Here is a 17,765-nt window from a genome sequence, read left to right on the forward strand (position 1 = left end):
GGCACAGCCGTGGAGACGATCAATCGCAGGCGATTCCTGGCCCTGGCCGGCCTGTCCGCTGCCGGCGCCTGGATGGGCACGGCACGCGCGCTGGCCGCGCAGGCCGATGCCACCACGCTGAACCCGCGCAACCTGCTGGCCAAGCCGCGCTTTGCCAGCACGCCCTTCACCCTGGGCGTGGCCTCGGGTGATCCCACGGCCGACGGCATGGTGCTGTGGACGCGGCTGGCGACGGAGCCGCTGGTGTTCGGCGGTGGCATGCCGACCCGGCCGATGGTGGTCGAATGGCAGCTGGCAGCGGACGAAGGCATGCGCAAGGTGGTACGCCAGGGTTCGGCGCTCGCGCATCCCGAACTCGGCCACGCGGTGCACGTGGAACTGGAAGGATTGGCGCCCGGACGGCCCTACTGGTACCGCTTTACCGTGGGTGGCCACGCCAGTGCAGTCGGTTGTACCCGCACGCTGCCGGCAGCCGCGGCAGCGGTGGATCGCGTGCGCTTTGTGGTGGCCGGCTGCCAGCACTACGAAGAAGGCCACTACACCGCGTGGCGGCGCATCGCCGAGGAACCGCTGGATTTCGTCTTCCACTACGGTGATTACATCTACGAAGGTGAAAGCCAGCCTGGCCTGCGGAAGATGAACGGCCAGCCGTTCACCAACCTGCGCAACCACGTCGGCCCGCAGACCTACACGCTGGATGATTACCGCCGCCGCTACGCCCAGTACAAGAGCGATGCCGACCTGCAGGCCGCGCATGCGTCGGCACCGTGGTTCGTCACTTTCGATGACCATGAAGTGGACAACAACTGGGCCGGCGCCGAAGACCAGGACGATACGCCCAGCGAAGTGTTCCTGCTGCGGCGCGCACAGGCGTTCCAGGCCTACTACGAGAACATGCCGATGCGCCGTTCGGCATTCCCGCGCGATGGCCACATGCAGCTGTACCGGCGCGCACGCTACGGAACGCTGATGGACCTGCACCTGCTCGACACACGCCAGTACCGCAGCAAGCAGGTGAACATGGCGCTGCGTGAGGACGTGGAATCGCCGGAGCGCAGCATTGTCGGTGCGAAGCAGGAGCGCTGGCTGTTCGATGGCCTGGCCGATGCCGCACCGCGTTGGCACACCATCGCCCACCAGGTGGCGCTGGGCAACTACATGCGCGAGAAGGACGGCGTGGTGCAGTCGTCCGATGACCAATGGTCGGGTTACCTGGACAGCCGTCGGCGCCTGCTCGACCACATCCAGAAGGTCGGCTTCGGCAACGTGGTGACCGCCTGTGGCGACGCGCACCGGCATTACGCCAGCGACCTGGTGCAGGACCACCGTGACTCGGGCGTGGTCTCCAGCGAGTTCCTTGCCACTTCGATCACTTCGGGGGCCGATGGCCAGGGCGTGGACGCTTACGCCCGCAACCAGCTTGCGCACAGCCCCAATCTGAAGGCGACCACCGACAAGCGTGGCTATGTGCTGTGCGATGTCACCCCTGATGCGTGGATCGGCGACATGAAGACGCTGGATACGGTGATGCGACCGAACGGTACCGTGCAGAGCTGGAAGCGCTACGCGGTGGAGCACGGCCGGCCGGGGCTGCAGGAGGCCTGAATCTAGCGGTCTGCGCTGTAGAGCCGAGCCCACGCTCGGCTGCTTCTTTCGGGGCAATGCGACCGGGGCGAAAGCAGCCGAGCATGGGCTCGGCACTACAGGGATTCTTCAATCGTGCTCGAACCGCAGCGGTTCGGTGCCCATCGCCGGGTCACTGGTACCGGGACGACCATCCTCGGTGCGGCCGGCCAGGCGCAGGGTACTGTCGCCCGCACCGATGTGCAGGTCGTACCAGCCTGCGGTGGGCGTTGCGTCCCACGCCAACGTGGTCTCCGCGCGCGCCGGCAGGGCCATCGTCTGCTCGGGCATGTGGCCGGCATAGGCGCCCGCCTGCACACGCACCTGCTGTGCGCTGTCACCCAGATTGCGCAGGTGCAGCCGCAGCTGGCCATCCGCGCGATCAATTGAAGCCTGCACGGCAGGAGCCTTGGCCGCACCCTGGAAGTGGCGGTGGAAGCCGTTCGGACCGAGCAGCCACAGGTCATAGCGGCCCTGGGCGTCCAGCGGCCAACGCTCGCGCAGCGGCATGCCCGGCAGCAGCGTGTAACGGCGCGGCACCGCCTCCAGCCGCAGCCGATCGTAGACATGCAGCACTGCCGCTGCGCCCTCGCAGGACAACGCCAGGTCAACGCCCGCGACGTCGACCGCAGCAATCGATGCCTGCGGTCGATAGGGAAGGGCACGCGCCGGGCGTACACCGCTTTCCTGTTTCGCTGGCTTCAGCCCCTCTGGCAGCGCGGGCACGGTGCGCCCCGGCAAAGCAGCGGCGCGTGCGGCCACCGCGCTCACGTCGGGCAGGCCGCGGACGAACGGGCGGGTATCGCGCTGGGCAAAGTCGAACGCAGTGCTGAGGTCGCCGCAGACCGCGCGGCGCCACGGCGAGATGTCCGGCGCGGACACACCAAAGCGGCGTTCGATCAGTCGAATGACCGAGGTGTGGTCGTACACCTGCGAATCGACCCAGCCACCGCGGCTCCAGGGCGAGATCACGTACAGCGGCACGCGCGGGCCCAGTCCATACGGGCGGCCGCGCAGTTCGGCGAAGTCGTACTTCTCATCTCCCGGTGCCGGATGGCGGTGGTACTCGCCTTCAGTGCTGACCGAGGACGCACCCGCCCAGCCACCGTCCACCGGCGAAGGCGGTGCCGGTGGTGGCATGTGGTCGAAGAAACCGTCGTTCTCGTCGAACATCAGCAGCAGGGCGGTGCGGCTCCACACCTGCGGATCGGCGGTCAGTGCATCCAGCACGCGCGCGGTATAGGCCGCGCCCTGGGCCGGGCTGGAGGGGCCGGGATGCTCGCTGCCTGCCGCGTCGGCGATGATGAAGCTGACCTGCGGCAGGCGTCCGTCGATGACGTCCTGGCGCAGCTGCGCCAGGCCACGCGTGCTGACCCCGCGTGCGCGCAGCTGCGGGTCATGCCCCGGCGCAGCGCGGTAGGCCTGGCGGAACGCCTCGAAGCCGGCCAGCGGGTTGTCGGTGAAGTTGTCGGCCATGTCCTGGTAGATCTGCCAGGATACCCCCGCCTTCTGCAGGCGTTCGACATAGCTGGCCCAGCGGTACGACGCAGGATGCCCGCCGTGCTCGGTGAAGTTGTCGTGCGAGTTGGCGATCACCGGGCCGCCGGCGCGGGCGGCAGCATCGTTGTGGCCGGTCCACAGGAACACCCGGTTCGGGTTGGTTCCGGCCTGCATCGCGCAGTGGTAGGCGTCGCAGATGGTGAAGGCATCGGCCAGGGCGAACTGGAAGGGCAGGTCGCTGCGCTGGAAGTAGCCCATCGAGTGGTTCTGCTTGGCTTTCGGCCATTGCCCCATGCGTCCGTGGTCCCAGGCCCGCTGTGCATCCGGCCAGGTGTGCGGCGTGCCTTCCACGCGCATGTAGCCGAAGTGCGCGGCGGTATCCAGCGGGAACGGCGCGATCGCGCGCTTGCCGCTGGCATCGGGCTGCAGCCACAGGCTGCGCGCGCGGGCGCCGGCCTGCAGTGCCTGCGCCGGAGCGACGAAGCGATCGCCGAAACCCCGCACGCCCGGCAGCGTGCCGAAGTAGTGGTCGAACGAACGGTTCTCCTGCATGAACACCACGATGTGCTGCAGGTCTTCCAGGCTGCGGGTCCGCGCGGCGGGGGCGATCGCGGCGGCCCGGGCGATGCTGGGCAGCAGCGGGGAAAGGCCGGCGGCAACGCCGGCCTGCAACAACCGGCGTCGGCCGATATCGGTCACGGGCTCACTCACAGGTCCACACGGAAGGAGATGCCGACGGTGCGCGGAGCGCCGATGAAGGCGTTGTCGCGGCCGTCCACCCCCGCAAGATACCGCTTGTCGGTGAGGTTGCTCACCACCAGGTTGGCACCCATGCCCTTCAGGCGCGGCGACAGGCCCTGCAGGTCGAAGCCGATGTTCGCGTTGAACACGGTGGCCGAGGGCAGCTTGTTGACGTTGGCGGCGTCGAGGTAGCGGGTGCCCAGGTAACGGCCGGACAGGCCGAAGTTCCAGTTCTCGCCCTGCCAGTCCGCCGAGAGTACGAGGGTCTGTTCGGGCTGGCCGATCACCTTGGCGCCGTCGACGATGCCCAGCTGGGTATCGCGCGCGGCATCACCGCTGCCCAGGTACTTGGAGCGGTTGTAGGTGTAGGCGGCGTTGAGGCGCCAGCCGTTGTCCCAACCGTAACCGAACGCCGCTTCCAGGCCGTTGCTTTCCACGCCGCCGAAGTTCTCGTAGACGCCGTCGGTCTCGCCCAGGTAGTCGATGCCGCTGACGAAGCCGGCCGGCAGGTAGACGATGCGGTTGTCGAATTTGATGTTGTACAGCGTGACCGAGGCGGTCAGGGGCCAGCGGCTGATGCGCATGCCCACTTCAATGTTGTCAGCGGTCTCCGGCTCGACGTTGCGGAAGCGCTGCGGGTCGGTCTCGCCGAGCACGCCGGAAGGAATCGCGGCGAAGTTCTGCGAGAAGCCGGCGAACAGCTCCATGCCTTCCGCGCCCGGCGCCCAGGTCAAGCCGGTGGACAGAAGCGGGTCGGACCTGGAATCGGATGTGACGTGCTCGCTGGCACCGATCACGCGGCGGCGCGACTGGTCGACGAAGAACTGCTTCACGCCCAGACGTGCGCTGAACGGCCCGAACCGCGCCACGTCCTCGACGTAGTACATCTGTTCGTCGACCTTGTACTTGTCCTCGAACTGTACCCAGTACGGCTGGTGGTCGAAGGCGATGTCCTGGCCGACGTTGAGCAGGCGATGCCAGTCGCGGCGTGCCGAACGGTCCAGCTTCTCCACCCACAGGCCGCCGCGGATCGTGTTGTCGACTGCGCCGAAAGTCTGGCGCCATTCGACGTCGGCGGTAACGCCCATGCGGTCGTTGTCGTAGTGGGTGTGGCGATACGACTGCGCGCCCAGCACGTTGCCGGCGTAGCAGTTCGGATCGTACTCGGCGGTGAAGCCCAGGCGCGGGCTGCAGCTGGCCAGGCGCTGCGCGGCACTGCCATCGGGATTGACGAAGAAAATCTGGCCACGGTTGCTGCCGCCGTACACGGTCTTGCCACCGAGGTATTCCGACTCCGGGCGACCGGCTCCGTCATCGCTGACCTGGGCCAGGTACGGTGGCAGCCAGTCGCCGCGGCCTTGCATGCGGTGCCCGTAGGCGGCCACCGAGGCCTTGAAGCCGTTGCCACCGTCGAAGGCCGCGCGCAGGTAGCCGAAGGTGTTCTCGCGCAGCGCACGCGAGCCGGAACGGTAGTTCTGGTCCAGGTAGGGAATGCCGGTGAGGGTACCGACCAGGTTGTCGCGATCCGGATTGGTCGCGAAGCCCTTCGGTGAGACGCTGGTGTACTCCGGCTCGTCCGCATCGTTGTAGGACAGGTAGCCGGTCAGGGTCCAGCGATCCAGTTCGGTGATGAACTTGCCGGCGATGTGGTCATTGCTGGTCTTGCCGCTGCCATCGATCCAGTCATGCACGCGCGCCGACGAGGCACTGACCCAGGCGCGGGTGTGGCCGCCGAGCAGGCCGGTGTCGTAGCGCACGTAGTACTTGCGTGCCTCGTTGTCACCGGCGCCGACCACGAAGCGCAGGCGGCTGTCCTGCAGCGGATCGCTGGTGAGGAAGTTGAGCGTGCCGCCCAGGGCCTCGTTCGAGCGCGAGGAGATATCGGCGGTGCCCTGGCTGACTTCCACCGTTTCCAGGTCGAGGGTGTCGATGTAGCGGTTGGCCAGCGAGCCGCCGCCGTAACCCGAACCACCATTGGGCAGGCCGTCGATGGTGGTGCCGATCTGCTGGGTATCACGGTTGGTGACGAAGCCACGCATGCTGATCTGCGTGCCCCACACCGACGAGCCGGTGGCATCGGCCTCGCTGACCACCACGCCGGGCACTTCGTTGAGCGCGTCGTTGACGCTGCTCATCACGGTCTGCCGGTTCAGCGTTTCCGCACGCACGGAAGTCTTGGCATAGCTGGTGGCCTGGCCGATCACCTGCACCTGGTCGAGGGTGCGGGCCTCACTGCTGCGCGCTTCAGCGGCATCGCCCTGCGGTGCTTCGGCCAGGGCGTCCAGTGCGGGAGCGATCAGCAGGGCAAGCAGCGAGACACGGGGAAAGCGCGCAGACGTTCGCATCGAGACCGGACCTTCAGAGCAGGGAAGCCCCGGAGTGTCGGCAGCGCCAATGACATCGGCATGACGTGGCGATGCAGGAATCGTGTTCTGCGACGGCCGGCACCCGCCGCCTGCTTCAGTACCGTGCGTCCTTGGGCTTCGGGTCACGCGGCCAGTCCTTGCCCTTGTTGGCGAAGTCCGGCCGCGGCTGGTTGATGAAATAGCCGGCGATGTCCACCGCATCCTGGTCCGGCATCACCTGCTGCCCCAGCGGCGGTGCGCGGGTCACTGCCGGTGGCATGTTGTGCTTGATGAAACCGGCCGCCTTGTACAGGCGCGCCATGCCGGCACCGATGTTGAAGCTGTGGTCGCCCCACAGCGGCGGGAAGGCGATGTCACCGCTGGCATCGCGTCGGCCTTCGCCGTTGTCGCCATGGCAGGCGGCGCACTGCACGGCATACAGCGCCTGGCCGCGGACCGGGTCCGGAGTCAGCGTGCTGTCGATGGGGCCCTCACTGGGCGCGGCCACTTTTGCACCCTCTGGCACCGGGCTGCTCAGCCACGCCATGTAGTCGAGCATCGCGCGCATCTGCGGTGCGTCCTTCGGCAGCGGCTTGCCGTTCATCGAGCGCTGCAGGCAGCCATTGATGCGCTCGGTCAGCCCGATCACCTTGCCCGGGCGCGGCATGTAGCGCGGATAGGCACCGCCGCCGGTATTGAAGTAGTGGTTGCCGAACGGTCGCTTGCCCTCGGCCATGTGGCACGAATTGCAGTTCAGATCGTTGCCGACGTTGTCCGGAAGCAGGCGCGCGGTCTCGTTGAGGATGCGCCGGCCGAGCATCACCGATTCGGCATTGCCCAGTCCGGCGATCTCCTCGGCACTGGGCGCGTGGTAGTGGGCGACCACCTTGCCCTGTGCATCGAGGATATCGATCGTACTGGCTACGGCGGCATCCAGGCCCGGGTGCAGGTGACGATAGGCGAGGGTGCCCGCACCGGCCAGCAGCACCACGGTGATCGCACTACCGAGCAGCAGGCGGGAACGTTTGCGCGAACGCTTCATCGTGCGGCCTCCTGCGGAACGAAGTGCACCGGCTTGTCACGCACCACCCGGCGCATGCGTGCCACCTCGACCTCGCTCACCGCGCTGGCCTGGTTGCCCCAGCTGCTGCGGATGAAGGTCAGGATCTGTGCCAGCTGCGCGTTCGGCAGCTGCTCGAAGCCGGGCATGGTGAAGGCCATGCGGTCGTGCGGGGTGTGCGGGGTGCGACCCCCGATCAGGGTCACCTGCACCAGCGAACTGGGGTCGTCGGCGAACACGATCGAGTTGCCGGCCAGGGCCGGATAGACGCGTGGCATGCCGCGCCCGTCGGCACGGTGGCAGGCCTGGCAGTGCTCGGCATAGGCCAGCGAACCGGCCACGCGATAGTCGCCACTACGCAGCGCGGCGGTGGTGGTGTCGGTACCAGGCGACCACTGAGCACTGCGTCCCTCACGCGCCGGCAGCTGCTTCAGGTAGCGCGCCATGGCCAGCAGGTCAGCGTCGGACAGGTACTGCGTGCTGTGCTCGACCACGTCGGCCATGCCACCGAAGGCTGCCGATCGATCGGTGCGCCCGGTGCGCAGGAAGTCGACGATCTCGCCCTCGCTCCAGCTGGCCAGGCCGGTCGATTCATTGCGCAGGTTCTTCGCATACCAGCCTTCCAGCACCGAGCCGGACAGGAACTGGCGGCTGCCATCGTCGGCCATCGCCTTCTCCTGGAACGCCAGCCCACGTGGTGTATGACAGGCGCCGCAGTGGGCCAGGCCCTCAACCAGCTCAGCGCCACGCTGCTGGCCCACATCCAGCGACGGATCCGGGTTGAAGCTGCGCGGGCGCGCGAACAGCAGCTGCCACCATGCCAAAGGCCAGCGCATGTTGGCCGGCCATGGAATCGTGCTGTCGGCGTTGCTTTGCTTCACCGGCTGCACCGAGCCCATGAAATAGGCATACAGCGCCTTGATCTCGGCATCGCTGGCGATCACGTACGAGGCATACGGCATCGCCGGATACAGCGGCTGGCCGTCGTGGCGGATGCCGCGGCGGACCGCGCGTTCGAAATCGGCGTAGTCGTAGGCACCAATGCCGGAGTCCGGATCGGGGGTGATGTTGGTCGAATAGATCGTGCCCATCGGCGTCTGCATGCCCAGGCCACCGGCGAACGGCTTGCCGCCCGGCGCGGTGTGGCAGGCCGCGCAGTCGGCGGCACGTGACAGGTAGCGCCCCTGCGCGATCAGCGCCGGATCGTGGATGTCGACCTGCGCGGTCTGTCGCGGTGCGAACCAGTAGGGCGTGCTGCGGGCGATGCCGTAGGCGGCGGCCACCGTGGCGGCCAGGGCAATGGCGAGCTTGAACGAGATGCGCATGGCGGCACTGTGGGCACTCCCGGGCGCGCGTTCATTGATCCGGATCAATGACTGAACGGATACAGCTTTTACACCAAACTGAATCGTTCCTGCGTTGTCATCAAGCCGTCATCCGTGCGCGATAGATGGCCGGTCTATTGGGCGTTACCGTCCCAATCTGTCTGATTCACCCCTATGACGTGATATGAAGCGCCTGCTGCTGTTGTTGCTGGCGTGCGCCGGCCTGTGGCTGGCCGCATGCTCATCCTCGATCAACGCCTCGTCCACCTCACTCGCCGATCAGCTGATCGCGCCGGGCGGCGTGTCGACCCTGCTCGATCGTCCGCGCATCGCCGCGGCCATCGCCGAACTGCCCAACCGCCATGGCTTCGCGGCGGGCCGCGATGGCGTGCCGATCTTCTGGCGCGTATTCGATCCGGGCGACTACGGCGCGCGTTACCGCTACCTGCCGCAGCGCCACGAGAACGGCCTGCCGCTGGATACCGGCCTGAGCCTGGCCGTGCCGCAGCCGTTCCGCGCGCAGGCGCCGCGCGGCACCGTGGTGCTGCTGCATGGGTGGATGATGAACGGTGATTCGATGCTGCCATGGTCGCTGCAGCTGGCCGAATCCGGCTACCGCGTGGTCACGCTCGACCTGCGCAACCATGGCCAGTCCGGCACCGGCCCGTCCGGCTATGGCACCTATGAGTCGGATGACGTGGTCGATGTGATCGGCGAGCTGCGCGCGCGCGGCGAAGTGACCGGGCCGCTGTACCTGTTCGGTGTGTCCTATGGTGCGGCCACGGCGGTGTTCACCGCCGACAAGCTGGGTGACCAGGTCGAAGGCGTGGTGGCGATGGAATCGTTCGCCAATGCCGGCGTGGCGATCCGCACCATGATCCCGCACCTGATGGGGCTCCAGCCGGAAGGCCTGAAGGCGCAGGCGGTGGCGTCGTACGCGCGCTGGCGCTACGGCGGCCAGGACATCAACCAGGTGATCGCCGCCGCCAGCCGCCGCATCGACGTCGATCTGGACCGCGTGGACGTCGCGCGTGCGTTGGCCGATACCCGCGCCTGCGTGCTGTTGCTGCACGGGCAGGGCGACCAGCACATTCCGGTCAGCCAGGGCCGCGAACTGGCCCAGGCCAATCCGCGCGCGCACTACATCGAAATGCGCGGCGAGGACCACATCACCCTGCCGCTGCGGCTGGACCTGCTGGCGGGCGTGGTCGATGACTGGATGGCGCGCGACGAGCACCATCCGCAGAGCGCGTGCCCGGCACCGCAGCTGCCGGCCCAGGCTGAGTGGCTGGCGCGCAGCTGAGAAAAGGGGACGGAGGGGATTAAGTCGTTTCCAGGCCAGGTGTGCGGGAAACGACTTAATCCCCTCCGTCCCCTTTTTCTGTCAGGCCACGCGTCGTGCCAGTGCGCGGGCAGACGCCGCGACGCCGAGCAGCAGCGCGGCCACGCACAGGAAGGCGAAACCGAGGCTGGTGGCATGCGCCAGTGCGCCGATCGCTGCCGGACCGGCGAGGATGCCGGCGTAACCCAGTGTGGTCACCGCGGTGATGGCGATGCTCTCCGGCATCACCCGCTGCTGGCCCGCCATCGAGAACAGCGCCGGCACGATGTTGGCGCAGCCCAGCCCGACCAGTACGTAGCCGGCCAACGCCACCGGGAACGAGGGCACCAGCGTGGCCAGGATGAAGCCCGCCGCAGCGGTGATGCCGCCGATGACCAGCGTGCGGGTCCGGCCGAGGCGCTCGACGATGCCGTCGCCGAACAGGCGCATCGCGGTCATCGCCAGGGTGAACAACGCAAAGCCGGCCCCGGCCTGGTCGCGCGGTACCTGCCGCACTTCCGCCAGGAACACCGCACTCCAGTCCAGCATTGAGCCCTCGGCAAGGAACACCACGAAGGCCAGCACGCCGATGAACAGGACCACGCCGTGCGGCAGCGCCAATAGCGGGCCTTCGTGCAGGATCCGTTGCGGACGCCAGTGCGGTGCCGACAGCACGGCAACCAGCAGCAGCGCGGCCACCGAAAGCAGCGCGGCCAGCCACAGCGGCGTGCCGAGGATCAGCAGCCCGGTCATGCAGCCGGCGCCGACGAATCCACCGATGCTGTAGAAGGCGTGGAAGCCGGACATCATCGCGCGCCCGGCGTCGCGCTCGACCGCCACGGCCTGCATGTTCACCGTGCAGTCCATCGCGCCCACACCGGCGCCGAACAAGAACAGGGCGGCGCCCAGCGCAAGCGGCGAGGGCGCCAGTGCCAGCAATGGCAGTGCCAGCAGCAACGCTGCGCAACTGGCCACCAGCAGGCGCCGGCAGCCCAGTCGCCCGGTCAGCGCACCTGCCAGTGGCATCGCCAGCAGCGAGCCGAGCCCGAGGCACAGCAGCACGGCGCCGAGGCTGGCGTCGGACAGCCCGGCCTTGGCCTTGGCGTAGGGGACCATCGGTGCCCACGCGGCGGTGGCGAATCCGGGAATGAAGAAGGCGGCGCGGGTGGCGTGCTGCTGGGCACGTGGGGATGAAGGCGTCATGCTTGATGCGAAGCTCCGGGAGAGCTCCATGAAATCGTTATCAGGCCAGGTCGGCAAGTGCCATGCATGACATCAAACGACGCATACGATTGCAGTGACCCGATTGCGTCACCAGCGATTAACGCCACGCACGGACAGTGGCTGCACAGTCGGCATCCCGCCGGCCGCTGCCGGAGACCTGTACATGAGCACGACACCGACCATCCTCCTTGTCCATGGATTCTGGGGCGGGGCCGCACATTGGGCCAAGGTGATCCTGGAACTGCATCGCAACGGCCACGACCGCGTGCAGGCGGTGGAACTGCCGCTTACCTCGCTGGCCGACGACGCAGGACGCACCCGGAAAATGATCCGGCAGATCGACGGGCCGGTGCTGTTGGTCGGCCACTCCTACGGCGGCGCGGTGATCAGCCAGGCCGGTAGCGAGCCCAACGTGAAGGGCCTGGTCTACATCGCTGCCTTCGCGCCTGATGCCGGCGAGAGCCCCGGTGGCATCACCCAGCAGCACCTGCCGGAGGCAGCGCCGAACCTGGCACCGGACAGCGATGGCTACCTGTGGCTGCGTGCGGACAGGTTCCATGAGAGCTTCTGCCAGGACCTGAGCGCCGACGAGGGCCGGGTGATGGCGGTGACCCAGAAGGCGCCGTTGGCGAGCACCTTCGGTGATGCGGTCAGCGATCCGGCCTGGAAGCACAAGCCGAGCTGGTACCAGCTGTCCCGCCAGGACCGCATGATCGCGCCGGACAACCAGAAGGCCATGGCCACGCGCATCCAGCCCAAGCGATTGCTGGAGCTGGATGCCAGCCATGCCTCGCTGGCCTCGCAGCCGAAGGAAGTGACCGCGCTGATCCTGGAGGCCTGCGCCGCCATCGGCGGCTGAGCCTGCGCGGCGCGTCGCACCGCACGACAGGATTCCACCTTCGGCGAGATCACCAACCCGGCCACGCAGGCCAAGGTGGTACATCGCACCCAACCGTATTGGTTGCTGGATGCGATGGCGCGTTATGAATTCAGTGATCGCCTGTCGGCCACGCTCAACGTCAACAACCTGCTGGACAAGCGCTACTACACGATCTTCAGCTGGTACAGCACCTACACCTGGGGTGAGCCGCGCAATGTGCGGCTGGCGATGACGTACAGGTTCTGACGCGGGTCCTGTAGAGCCGAGCCCGCGCTCGGCTGGCTGTCACACCGCAGCCGAGCGTGGGCTCGGCTCTACGGAAATGCGCCCGCGATGCTTTGCGGCATCGCGGGCGTTGTGGTTACAGCGGCAGGTCGAACACCAGCACTTCGGCGTCGTTGCCGTTTTCCAGGGTCAGCTGCGCTTCGTCGCTGACCTGCAGTGCATCACCGGCTTCCAGGGTGATGCCATTGACCTGCAGCTGGCCTCGGGCAACCTGCACATAGGCACCACGGCCATTGCCGAGCGCGTGGTGCAGCTTCTGGCCGCCATCGAGGATGGTGGCGAAAATGCGGGCATCCTGGTGGATGCGCAGCGAACCGTCGGCACCGTCCGGCGAAGCGATCAGGCGCAGCTGGCCGCGCTTGGTCTCCGGGGCGAAGTGGGTCTCCTCGTAGGACGGCGTGATGTTCTCGCGGTCCGGGAAGATCCAGATCTGCAGGAAGTGCACGGTCTCGTCGGCCGAGTGGTTGAATTCGCTGTGGCTGACACCACTGCCGGCACTCATGCGCTGCACGTCGCCGTAGCGCAGCACCGAGCCGGTGCCCATCGAGTCCTTGTGCTCCAGCGCGCCGCCCAGCACATAGGAAACGATCTCCATGTTGCTGTGGCTATGGGTGCCGAAGCCCTGGCCGCCGATCACCTTGTCTTCGTTGATCACCCGCAGCGGGCCGAAGCTGACGTAGCGGGGGTCGTAGTAGTTGGCGAAGGAGAAGGTATGGCGCGAGGACAGCCAGCCATGCTCGGCCAGGCCACGGGTAGCGCTCTTGCGGATCTGCAGCATGATGGAATCTCCTTGTTCGATGGTTTCGATGGGGCGGGGTGAGGCGGTAGTTGCCGTGTTTCCCCGTTGGAGAGAAGTATCTGCTTGCGCCCGGGGTTTGAAAAACGGATAGTTTTGACGGCCATCATCGAAAAATTCGAATGCTCAAGCTCAGCCTCGATGCCCTGCAGATCCTGGATGCCATCGACCGCCGCGGCTCTTTTGCCGGCGCCGGCAAGGCGCTGCACAAGGTGCCCTCGACCATTTCCTACACTGTGGCCAAGCTGGAGGAGGACCTGGGCGTGCAGCTGTTCGACCGGGTCGGCCCGCGTGCCGAACCGACCGAGGCCGGACGCGCCCTGCTGGACGAGGGGCGCCATCTCCTGCGTGCGGCCCGCGAGCTGGAGCTGCGGGTGCGCCGGGTGGCGTCGGGCTGGGAGACCGAACTGACCCTGGCGGTGGACTCGGTGTTCCCGACCTGGCTGCTGGGCCCGGACATCGCCGCGTTTCGTGAGGCGGAGGCGCCGACCCGGCTGCGGCTGATCGGCGAGGCCTTGTCCGGCACCTGGGAGGCCCTGCTGGACCGCCGCGCCGACCTGCTGGTCGGGGCGCCGGGCGAGGGGCCCAGTGGCGGTGGTTACGTGGTCGAGCCGCTGGGCACGGTGGAGTTCGTGTTCGCGGTCGCACCGGATCATCCGTTGGCCAAGGTGCCGGGCGTGCTCGGTCGCGAGCAGCTGGTCGAGCACTGCGCGATCGCCGTTTCTGATTCGGCGCGGCGGTTGCTGCCGCGCACGGTGGGCCTGTTGATGGGGCAGGAGATGCTGACCGTGCCTGACATGGCCAGCAAACTGAAGCTGCAATGCGAAGGTGTGGGCTTCGGCTTCCTGCCCGAGCCGTGCGCGCGCGCTGCAGTGGCGCGTGGCCAGCTGGTGATCCGCGAGGTGGAGGAACACAAGCCGGAGGAAACGTTCTGGCTGGCCTGGCGCACCGGCGAGGACGGCGCGGCACTGCGGTGGTGGCGCGAGCGCCTGCGCAGGCCGGAGCTGCTGTCGCAGTGGTGGCAGGCAATGGCCAAGGGGTAGGGTTTGGCAGGGCTGCGCCCTGCACCCGCCGAGGCCAAAGCAACAGCAACAGCAACAGCAACAGCGTGCATTCCGTGAGGTGGCGGGTTGGGTCCGGCTGCGGGAGACGCCGTAAACCCCCAGGCCGGCCCAGCCGCTGGCGGCTGTGCGTTCGGGCGCTTGCGAAGCAGTGCTTCGCAAGCAAAGCGCCCTCACCCATGGGGGCTTGGCCGCGGCATCCATGCCGCGGACACTCCCGCAACCGGACCCACCCCGCCTTCGACAGTTTTCCGCGATCTGTCGGAACGGCGTACTGCTCTGGTAGGTGTCGACCTTGGTCGACACGGTAGATCCACGTCATGCGTGGATGAATTCACTCAATATCTGACAGATGTGTCGACCAAGGTCGACACCTACCAACAGCCGCGTGAACCTGTCGAAGGTGGGGCGGTGTCGGAGTGCGGGGTGTCAGCCGCATGGATGCGGCTGCCAAGCCTTATCTGATCGGAATCTGGCAGCGTAGGTGTCGAGAGCCGGCGTGGGCCGCCGTGTAAGCCTGGATCTCGACGATCGCCATGTAGCAACTGTGTTGATGGAGGGGCCAAGCCCCTCCATCAACACAGTTGCCACATGGACGTACTTGCGGCGTCCCCGCACTCCGACACCGCCCCGCCAACCCACGGAATGCCAGCTTCTGCTGTTGCCGTTGAGGTTGCCGGCCAGCGGCCGGCACTACCAGGGGTGCAGGGCGCAGCCCTGCCGAAAAACACGCATAAAAAAAACAGCAGGCCGAGGCCTGCTGTTTCGGTGTAATGGTGCGCCCGGAGAGATTCGAACTCCCGACCGCCTGGTTCGTAGCCAGGTACTCTATCCAACTGAGCTACGGGCGCCAATTACATAAACTTGTTGTGCTGACTGTGTATGGTGCGCCCGGAGAGATTCGAACTCCCGACCGCCTGGTTCGTAGCCAGGTACTCTATCCAACTGAGCTACGGGCGCGCGGTACACAATCAAATTTTACTGCATTTCCAGCGGCGGATGCTGAAAACCTGTCGAGTGGTGCGCCCGGAGAGATTCGAACTCCCGACCGCCTGGTTCGTAGCCAGGTACTCTATCCAACTGAGCTACGGGCGCCCTGCGACAGGAGCGGAATTATGCGGATGTCGGCGCGTACCGTCAACAGTTTTGTGAAAATTTTCATCCAACTGAATGAAAAAGCGGTCCGCCACAGCGTCAGGGGCCTTCAGCCAGGCGAAATGATCGGCACGCGTGCCCAGTTCCTGCCCCGACAGCACGCGCAGCTGCGCGTCCACATTCGGCAGCTTGGCCAGCAATGTCTGCATCGATCCGGTCGGTGCCAACCAGTCGTGTTCCATCAACACCGCCTGCGCGCTGCCATGCACGCGCGCCATCTGTGCGTCGAGGTCTTCGTCCATGCCGGCCGCGGCATAGTGGTTGTTCAGGCCCACGCGCGCCCAGTCGGCGATCAGTCCGCGCGCTTCGGTGCCGCCGAAGCCGAGGCGCCGACCATGCAGTACGCCCTGGCGCTGTGCGATCCACGGCAGGAAGCGGTAGACCAGCGGCAGCAGCCAGCCGCGCGGTGGTGGGAAGCCACGCCAGAACGGTGAGCCGCTGGCCGCCAACCACAAGCGGTTGAAGTGCTGCGGATTGCGGCCGGCATGCACGCAGGCCAGCTGACCGCCGAGGCTGTGGCCACCGATGATCCAGGGCAGCGCGCCGGCCTCGTCATCCGCCGCGACAAGGACCGCCTGGCTGGTGGGCAGATCCTGTTCGAGTACCTCGCGATAGCCCCAGTCCTGCGTGCGCGACGGCCGCAGTGAGCTGCTGCCATTGCCGCGCCACTCGTGCAGGTACACCGCCACGCCCTTCGCCGCCAGCGCCTGCGCCAGCGGCAGGTAGTGGCGCGCGGCCACGCCCAGTGCCGGCAGCCACAGCAGGCGCGCGATGGGCTGTGCAGGCACGCAGGCAATCACTTCGTAGCGATGGCCATCAGCGCACTGCACGGCGAGGACGTCCGGTGTGAGGCTCATGCGTGTGGTGCCGCGCCGAAGTGATCGAGCACCAGCACCTCGCTGCGGCCGGGGGCATAGCCCTGCTGCAGGCCGCGTGCAACGTAGTCGATACCGGCTTCGCAGGCATTGGCCAGGCTCAAGCCGTTGCACAGTTGCGCGGCGATGGCCGAGGCCAGCGTGCAGCCGGTGCCATGTGCGTCCAGCGGCAGGCGGGCATGGATGAATTCTTCGCTGCTGACGCCGTCGAAGTAGCGGTCGATCACGCGGTTGCCTTCCTGCAGATGGCCACCTTTGAGCAGCACCGCACCGGCGCCCAGGTCGAGCAGGGCGGAGGCCGCCCGTTCGGCGTCATCGCCGTTGCCGATCTTCCGTCCGACCAGCAGCTCTGCTTCCGGCGTGTTCGGGGTGATCAGCGTGGCCAGCGGGATCAGCCGCTCGCGCATCGCCTGCAGGGCGCTGTCTTCCAGCAGGCGCGCGCCGCTGGTGGCGACCATCACCGGGTCCAGCACCACGTGTGGCGGGCGATGGCGCTCCAATGCATCGGCGACGGCATTGATCACCTCGGCGTTGGCCAGCATGCCGAGCTTCACCGCGTGGATGTCGAAGTCGTCGAAGCAGGCGTCCAGTTGCGCGCGCAGGAAATCGATCGGCGGCACATGCACGGCGATGACGCCGCGGGTGTTCTGCGCGGTCAGTGCAGCAATCGCGGAAAGGCCATGCACGCGGTGTGCGGCGAAGGCCTTCAGGTCGGCCTGGATGCCGGCGCCACCACCGGAGTCGGAGCCGGCGATGGTGAGGGCGGAAACGGGAGTGGTCGGGCTCATCCAGCGATTGTGCCGTGGTCACCGTAAAGGCGGTAGCGTCGCCGCTGATAGATGGGGTCAGATCCCTTTACCGCAGGCAAAGGGATCTGACCCCTGGAGCGCCGCCCTCAATGCCGCCAACGCGCCCACTGCTGGTACAGCACATAACCCAGTCCGGTCAGGCCGGTCAGCAGGGCGGGGGCAAGCAGGGCGTCGTACTGCCAGCGCACGAACAGCCAGGCGCCGAGGATGCCGCCGGCGAGGAAGCCGCTGATGATCAGGCCGCTGAGGGTCAGTCGCCGTACCTGCAGTGGCAACCCGCGCAGCAGGTGGCCCAAGCCGATGCCGAGGTCGGTGAACATGCCGCTGAGGTGGGTGGTGCGCACCACCGCGCCGCTGAAAGTGGTGGCCATTGCATTCTGCAGGCCGCAGGCCATGGCGGCGGCCAGTGCGCCCCAGATCTGGTGCTGTTCGAACAGCGGAATGGACACCAGCAAAAGAGCCGATTCCAGCGCCAGCGCCACGCCGTAGCGTCGGCCCAGCTGCAGGGTGCTGTCCTGGATCAGCAGGCCGCTGAGCATTGCGCCCAGCGAGAACGCGATCAGCAGTCCCCACAGGTGTCCGACCGCGCGCCAGTCACCCTGGGCCAGCGCCATGCCGAGCTGGCTGGTACTGCCGGTCATGTGGCTGACCGCCTGGTGCTCGAAACCGAGGAAGCCGACCACGTTGACCATGCCGGCCACGCACGAGAGCGCGACCGCGCCGATCCAGACCCAGGTGGGCAGGCGTATTCCCATCGGCGGGGCC

General features: G+C 67.2%; 13 protein-coding genes, 3 tRNA genes and 1 pseudogene. 5 read left to right on the forward strand and 12 right to left on the reverse strand.

The window, feature by feature from the left end; genetic code table 11:
* The first annotated feature begins 9 nt into the window (after window positions 1-9).
* Complete coding sequence (locus ACT6SE_RS07750; protein WP_046429926.1) at window positions 10-1,605, forward strand: alkaline phosphatase D family protein; 1,596 nt, start codon at window positions 10-12, stop codon at window positions 1,603-1,605.
* Window positions 1,606-1,713: 108 nt separating this feature from the next.
* On the opposite strand, the gene ACT6SE_RS07755 is transcribed toward ACT6SE_RS07750, so the two are convergent.
* From ACT6SE_RS07755 to ACT6SE_RS07770, 4 genes are all read right to left on the reverse strand, one after another.
* The gene (locus ACT6SE_RS07755; protein ID WP_014646729.1) at window positions 1,714-3,822 is read right to left on the reverse strand and encodes a phosphocholine-specific phospholipase C; all 2,109 of its coding nucleotides are present in this window, start codon (window positions 3,820-3,822) and stop codon (window positions 1,714-1,716) included.
* Between the two features lie 8 nt (window positions 3,823-3,830).
* Entirely contained in the window at window positions 3,831-6,209 is a 2,379-nt protein-coding gene (locus tag ACT6SE_RS07760) for a TonB-dependent receptor domain-containing protein (protein WP_046429927.1), read from the reverse strand.
* A 115-nt stretch (window positions 6,210-6,324) separates the two neighbouring features.
* Window positions 6,325-7,251 (reverse strand): c-type cytochrome, encoded by a 927-nt coding sequence (locus ACT6SE_RS07765; RefSeq protein WP_014646731.1) that lies wholly within the window; start codon window positions 7,249-7,251, stop codon window positions 6,325-6,327.
* Entirely contained in the window at window positions 7,248-8,594 is a 1,347-nt protein-coding gene (locus ACT6SE_RS07770) for a c-type cytochrome (protein WP_014646732.1), read from the reverse strand. Before ACT6SE_RS07770 ends, ACT6SE_RS07765 begins: the two co-directional genes overlap by 4 nt.
* Window positions 8,595-8,778: 184 nt before the next feature.
* On the opposite strand from ACT6SE_RS07770, the gene ACT6SE_RS07775 reads away from it, so the two are divergent.
* On the forward strand, window positions 8,779-9,897 hold the full coding sequence (locus ACT6SE_RS07775; RefSeq protein ID WP_014646733.1) for an alpha/beta fold hydrolase: 1,119 nt from the start codon (window positions 8,779-8,781) through the stop codon (window positions 9,895-9,897).
* An 81-nt stretch (window positions 9,898-9,978) separates the two neighbouring features.
* Here ACT6SE_RS07775 and ACT6SE_RS07780 read toward each other — a convergent pair whose 3' ends face one another.
* On the reverse strand, window positions 9,979-11,118 hold the full coding sequence (locus ACT6SE_RS07780; protein ID WP_046429928.1) for an MFS transporter: 1,140 nt from the start codon (window positions 11,116-11,118) through the stop codon (window positions 9,979-9,981).
* Window positions 11,119-11,302: 184 nt separating this feature from the next.
* Here ACT6SE_RS07780 and ACT6SE_RS07785 point away from each other — a divergent pair, with 184 nt between their 5' ends.
* Both ACT6SE_RS07785 and ACT6SE_RS07790 read left to right on the forward strand, forming a co-directional pair.
* Window positions 11,303-11,998 carry an alpha/beta hydrolase gene (locus ACT6SE_RS07785; RefSeq protein ID WP_014646735.1) on the forward strand — a complete coding sequence of 232 codons (696 nt, stop codon included), beginning with the start codon at window positions 11,303-11,305 and terminating at the stop codon, window positions 11,996-11,998.
* 27 nt (window positions 11,999-12,025) lie between these two features.
* Window positions 12,026-12,265, forward strand: a pseudogene (locus tag ACT6SE_RS07790) (TonB-dependent siderophore receptor); the annotation flags it as partial.
* Window positions 12,266-12,380: 115 nt separating this feature from the next.
* Here the strand turns inward: ACT6SE_RS07790 and ACT6SE_RS07795 are convergent.
* The gene (locus ACT6SE_RS07795; RefSeq protein WP_014646736.1) at window positions 12,381-13,082 is read right to left on the reverse strand and encodes a pirin family protein; all 702 of its coding nucleotides are present in this window, start codon (window positions 13,080-13,082) and stop codon (window positions 12,381-12,383) included.
* 140 nt (window positions 13,083-13,222) lie between these two features.
* Between ACT6SE_RS07795 and ACT6SE_RS07800 the strand changes: the two genes are divergently transcribed.
* Window positions 13,223-14,143 (forward strand): LysR family transcriptional regulator, encoded by a 921-nt coding sequence (locus tag ACT6SE_RS07800; protein ID WP_046429929.1) that lies wholly within the window; start codon window positions 13,223-13,225, stop codon window positions 14,141-14,143.
* Window positions 14,144-14,935: 792 nt separating this feature from the next.
* Here the strand turns inward: ACT6SE_RS07800 and ACT6SE_RS07805 are convergent.
* From ACT6SE_RS07805 to ACT6SE_RS07830, 6 genes are all read right to left on the reverse strand, one after another.
* Window positions 14,936-15,012, reverse strand: a tRNA-Arg gene (locus ACT6SE_RS07805).
* 32 nt (window positions 15,013-15,044) lie between these two features.
* A tRNA-Arg gene (locus ACT6SE_RS07810) sits at window positions 15,045-15,121 on the reverse strand.
* 58 nt (window positions 15,122-15,179) lie between these two features.
* Window positions 15,180-15,256 (reverse strand) — tRNA-Arg (locus ACT6SE_RS07815).
* Complete coding sequence (locus tag ACT6SE_RS07820) at window positions 15,247-16,173, reverse strand: alpha/beta hydrolase family protein (protein WP_049420095.1); 927 nt, start codon at window positions 16,171-16,173, stop codon at window positions 15,247-15,249. The genes ACT6SE_RS07815 and ACT6SE_RS07820 overlap by 10 nt, the downstream gene beginning before the upstream one ends.
* Window positions 16,170-16,979 carry a bifunctional hydroxymethylpyrimidine kinase/phosphomethylpyrimidine kinase gene (gene thiD, locus ACT6SE_RS07825; protein ID WP_046429932.1) on the reverse strand — a complete coding sequence of 270 codons (810 nt, stop codon included), beginning with the start codon at window positions 16,977-16,979 and terminating at the stop codon, window positions 16,170-16,172. The genes ACT6SE_RS07820 and thiD overlap by 4 nt, the downstream gene beginning before the upstream one ends.
* A gap of 107 nt (window positions 16,980-17,086) precedes the next feature.
* The gene (locus tag ACT6SE_RS07830; RefSeq protein ID WP_046429933.1) at window positions 17,087-17,755 is read right to left on the reverse strand and encodes a YoaK family protein; all 669 of its coding nucleotides are present in this window, start codon (window positions 17,753-17,755) and stop codon (window positions 17,087-17,089) included.
* Window positions 17,756-17,765 lie beyond the last annotated feature (10 nt).

This window comes from Stenotrophomonas sp. LC732, assembly GCF_052446685.1.
GTDB classification, from domain to species: Bacteria; Pseudomonadota; Gammaproteobacteria; order Xanthomonadales; family Xanthomonadaceae; genus Stenotrophomonas; species Stenotrophomonas muris.

What these genes read in the sequence shown, in the direction of transcription:
- ACT6SE_RS07785 (WP_014646735.1), top strand. Translation starts at nt 11,303, where the DNA reads ATGAGCACGACACCGACCATCCTCCTTGTCCATGGATTCTGGGGCGGG.
- thiD (WP_046429932.1), bottom strand. Translation starts at nt 16,979, where the DNA reads ATGAGCCCGACCACTCCCGTTTCCGCCCTCACCATCGCCGGCTCCGAC.
- ACT6SE_RS07765 (WP_014646731.1), bottom strand. Translation starts at nt 7,251, where the DNA reads ATGAAGCGTTCGCGCAAACGTTCCCGCCTGCTGCTCGGTAGTGCGATC.
- ACT6SE_RS07770 (WP_014646732.1), bottom strand. Translation starts at nt 8,594, where the DNA reads ATGCGCATCTCGTTCAAGCTCGCCATTGCCCTGGCCGCCACGGTGGCC.
- ACT6SE_RS07780 (WP_046429928.1), bottom strand. Translation starts at nt 11,118, where the DNA reads ATGACGCCTTCATCCCCACGTGCCCAGCAGCACGCCACCCGCGCCGCC.
- ACT6SE_RS07775 (WP_014646733.1), top strand. Translation starts at nt 8,779, where the DNA reads ATGAAGCGCCTGCTGCTGTTGTTGCTGGCGTGCGCCGGCCTGTGGCTG.
- ACT6SE_RS07760 (WP_046429927.1), bottom strand. Translation starts at nt 6,209, where the DNA reads ATGCGAACGTCTGCGCGCTTTCCCCGTGTCTCGCTGCTTGCCCTGCTG.
- ACT6SE_RS07830 (WP_046429933.1), bottom strand. Translation starts at nt 17,755, where the DNA reads ATGGGAATACGCCTGCCCACCTGGGTCTGGATCGGCGCGGTCGCGCTC.
- ACT6SE_RS07795 (WP_014646736.1), bottom strand. Translation starts at nt 13,082, where the DNA reads ATGCTGCAGATCCGCAAGAGCGCTACCCGTGGCCTGGCCGAGCATGGC.
- ACT6SE_RS07800 (WP_046429929.1), top strand. Translation starts at nt 13,223, where the DNA reads ATGCTCAAGCTCAGCCTCGATGCCCTGCAGATCCTGGATGCCATCGAC.
- ACT6SE_RS07820 (WP_049420095.1), bottom strand. Translation starts at nt 16,173, where the DNA reads ATGAGCCTCACACCGGACGTCCTCGCCGTGCAGTGCGCTGATGGCCAT.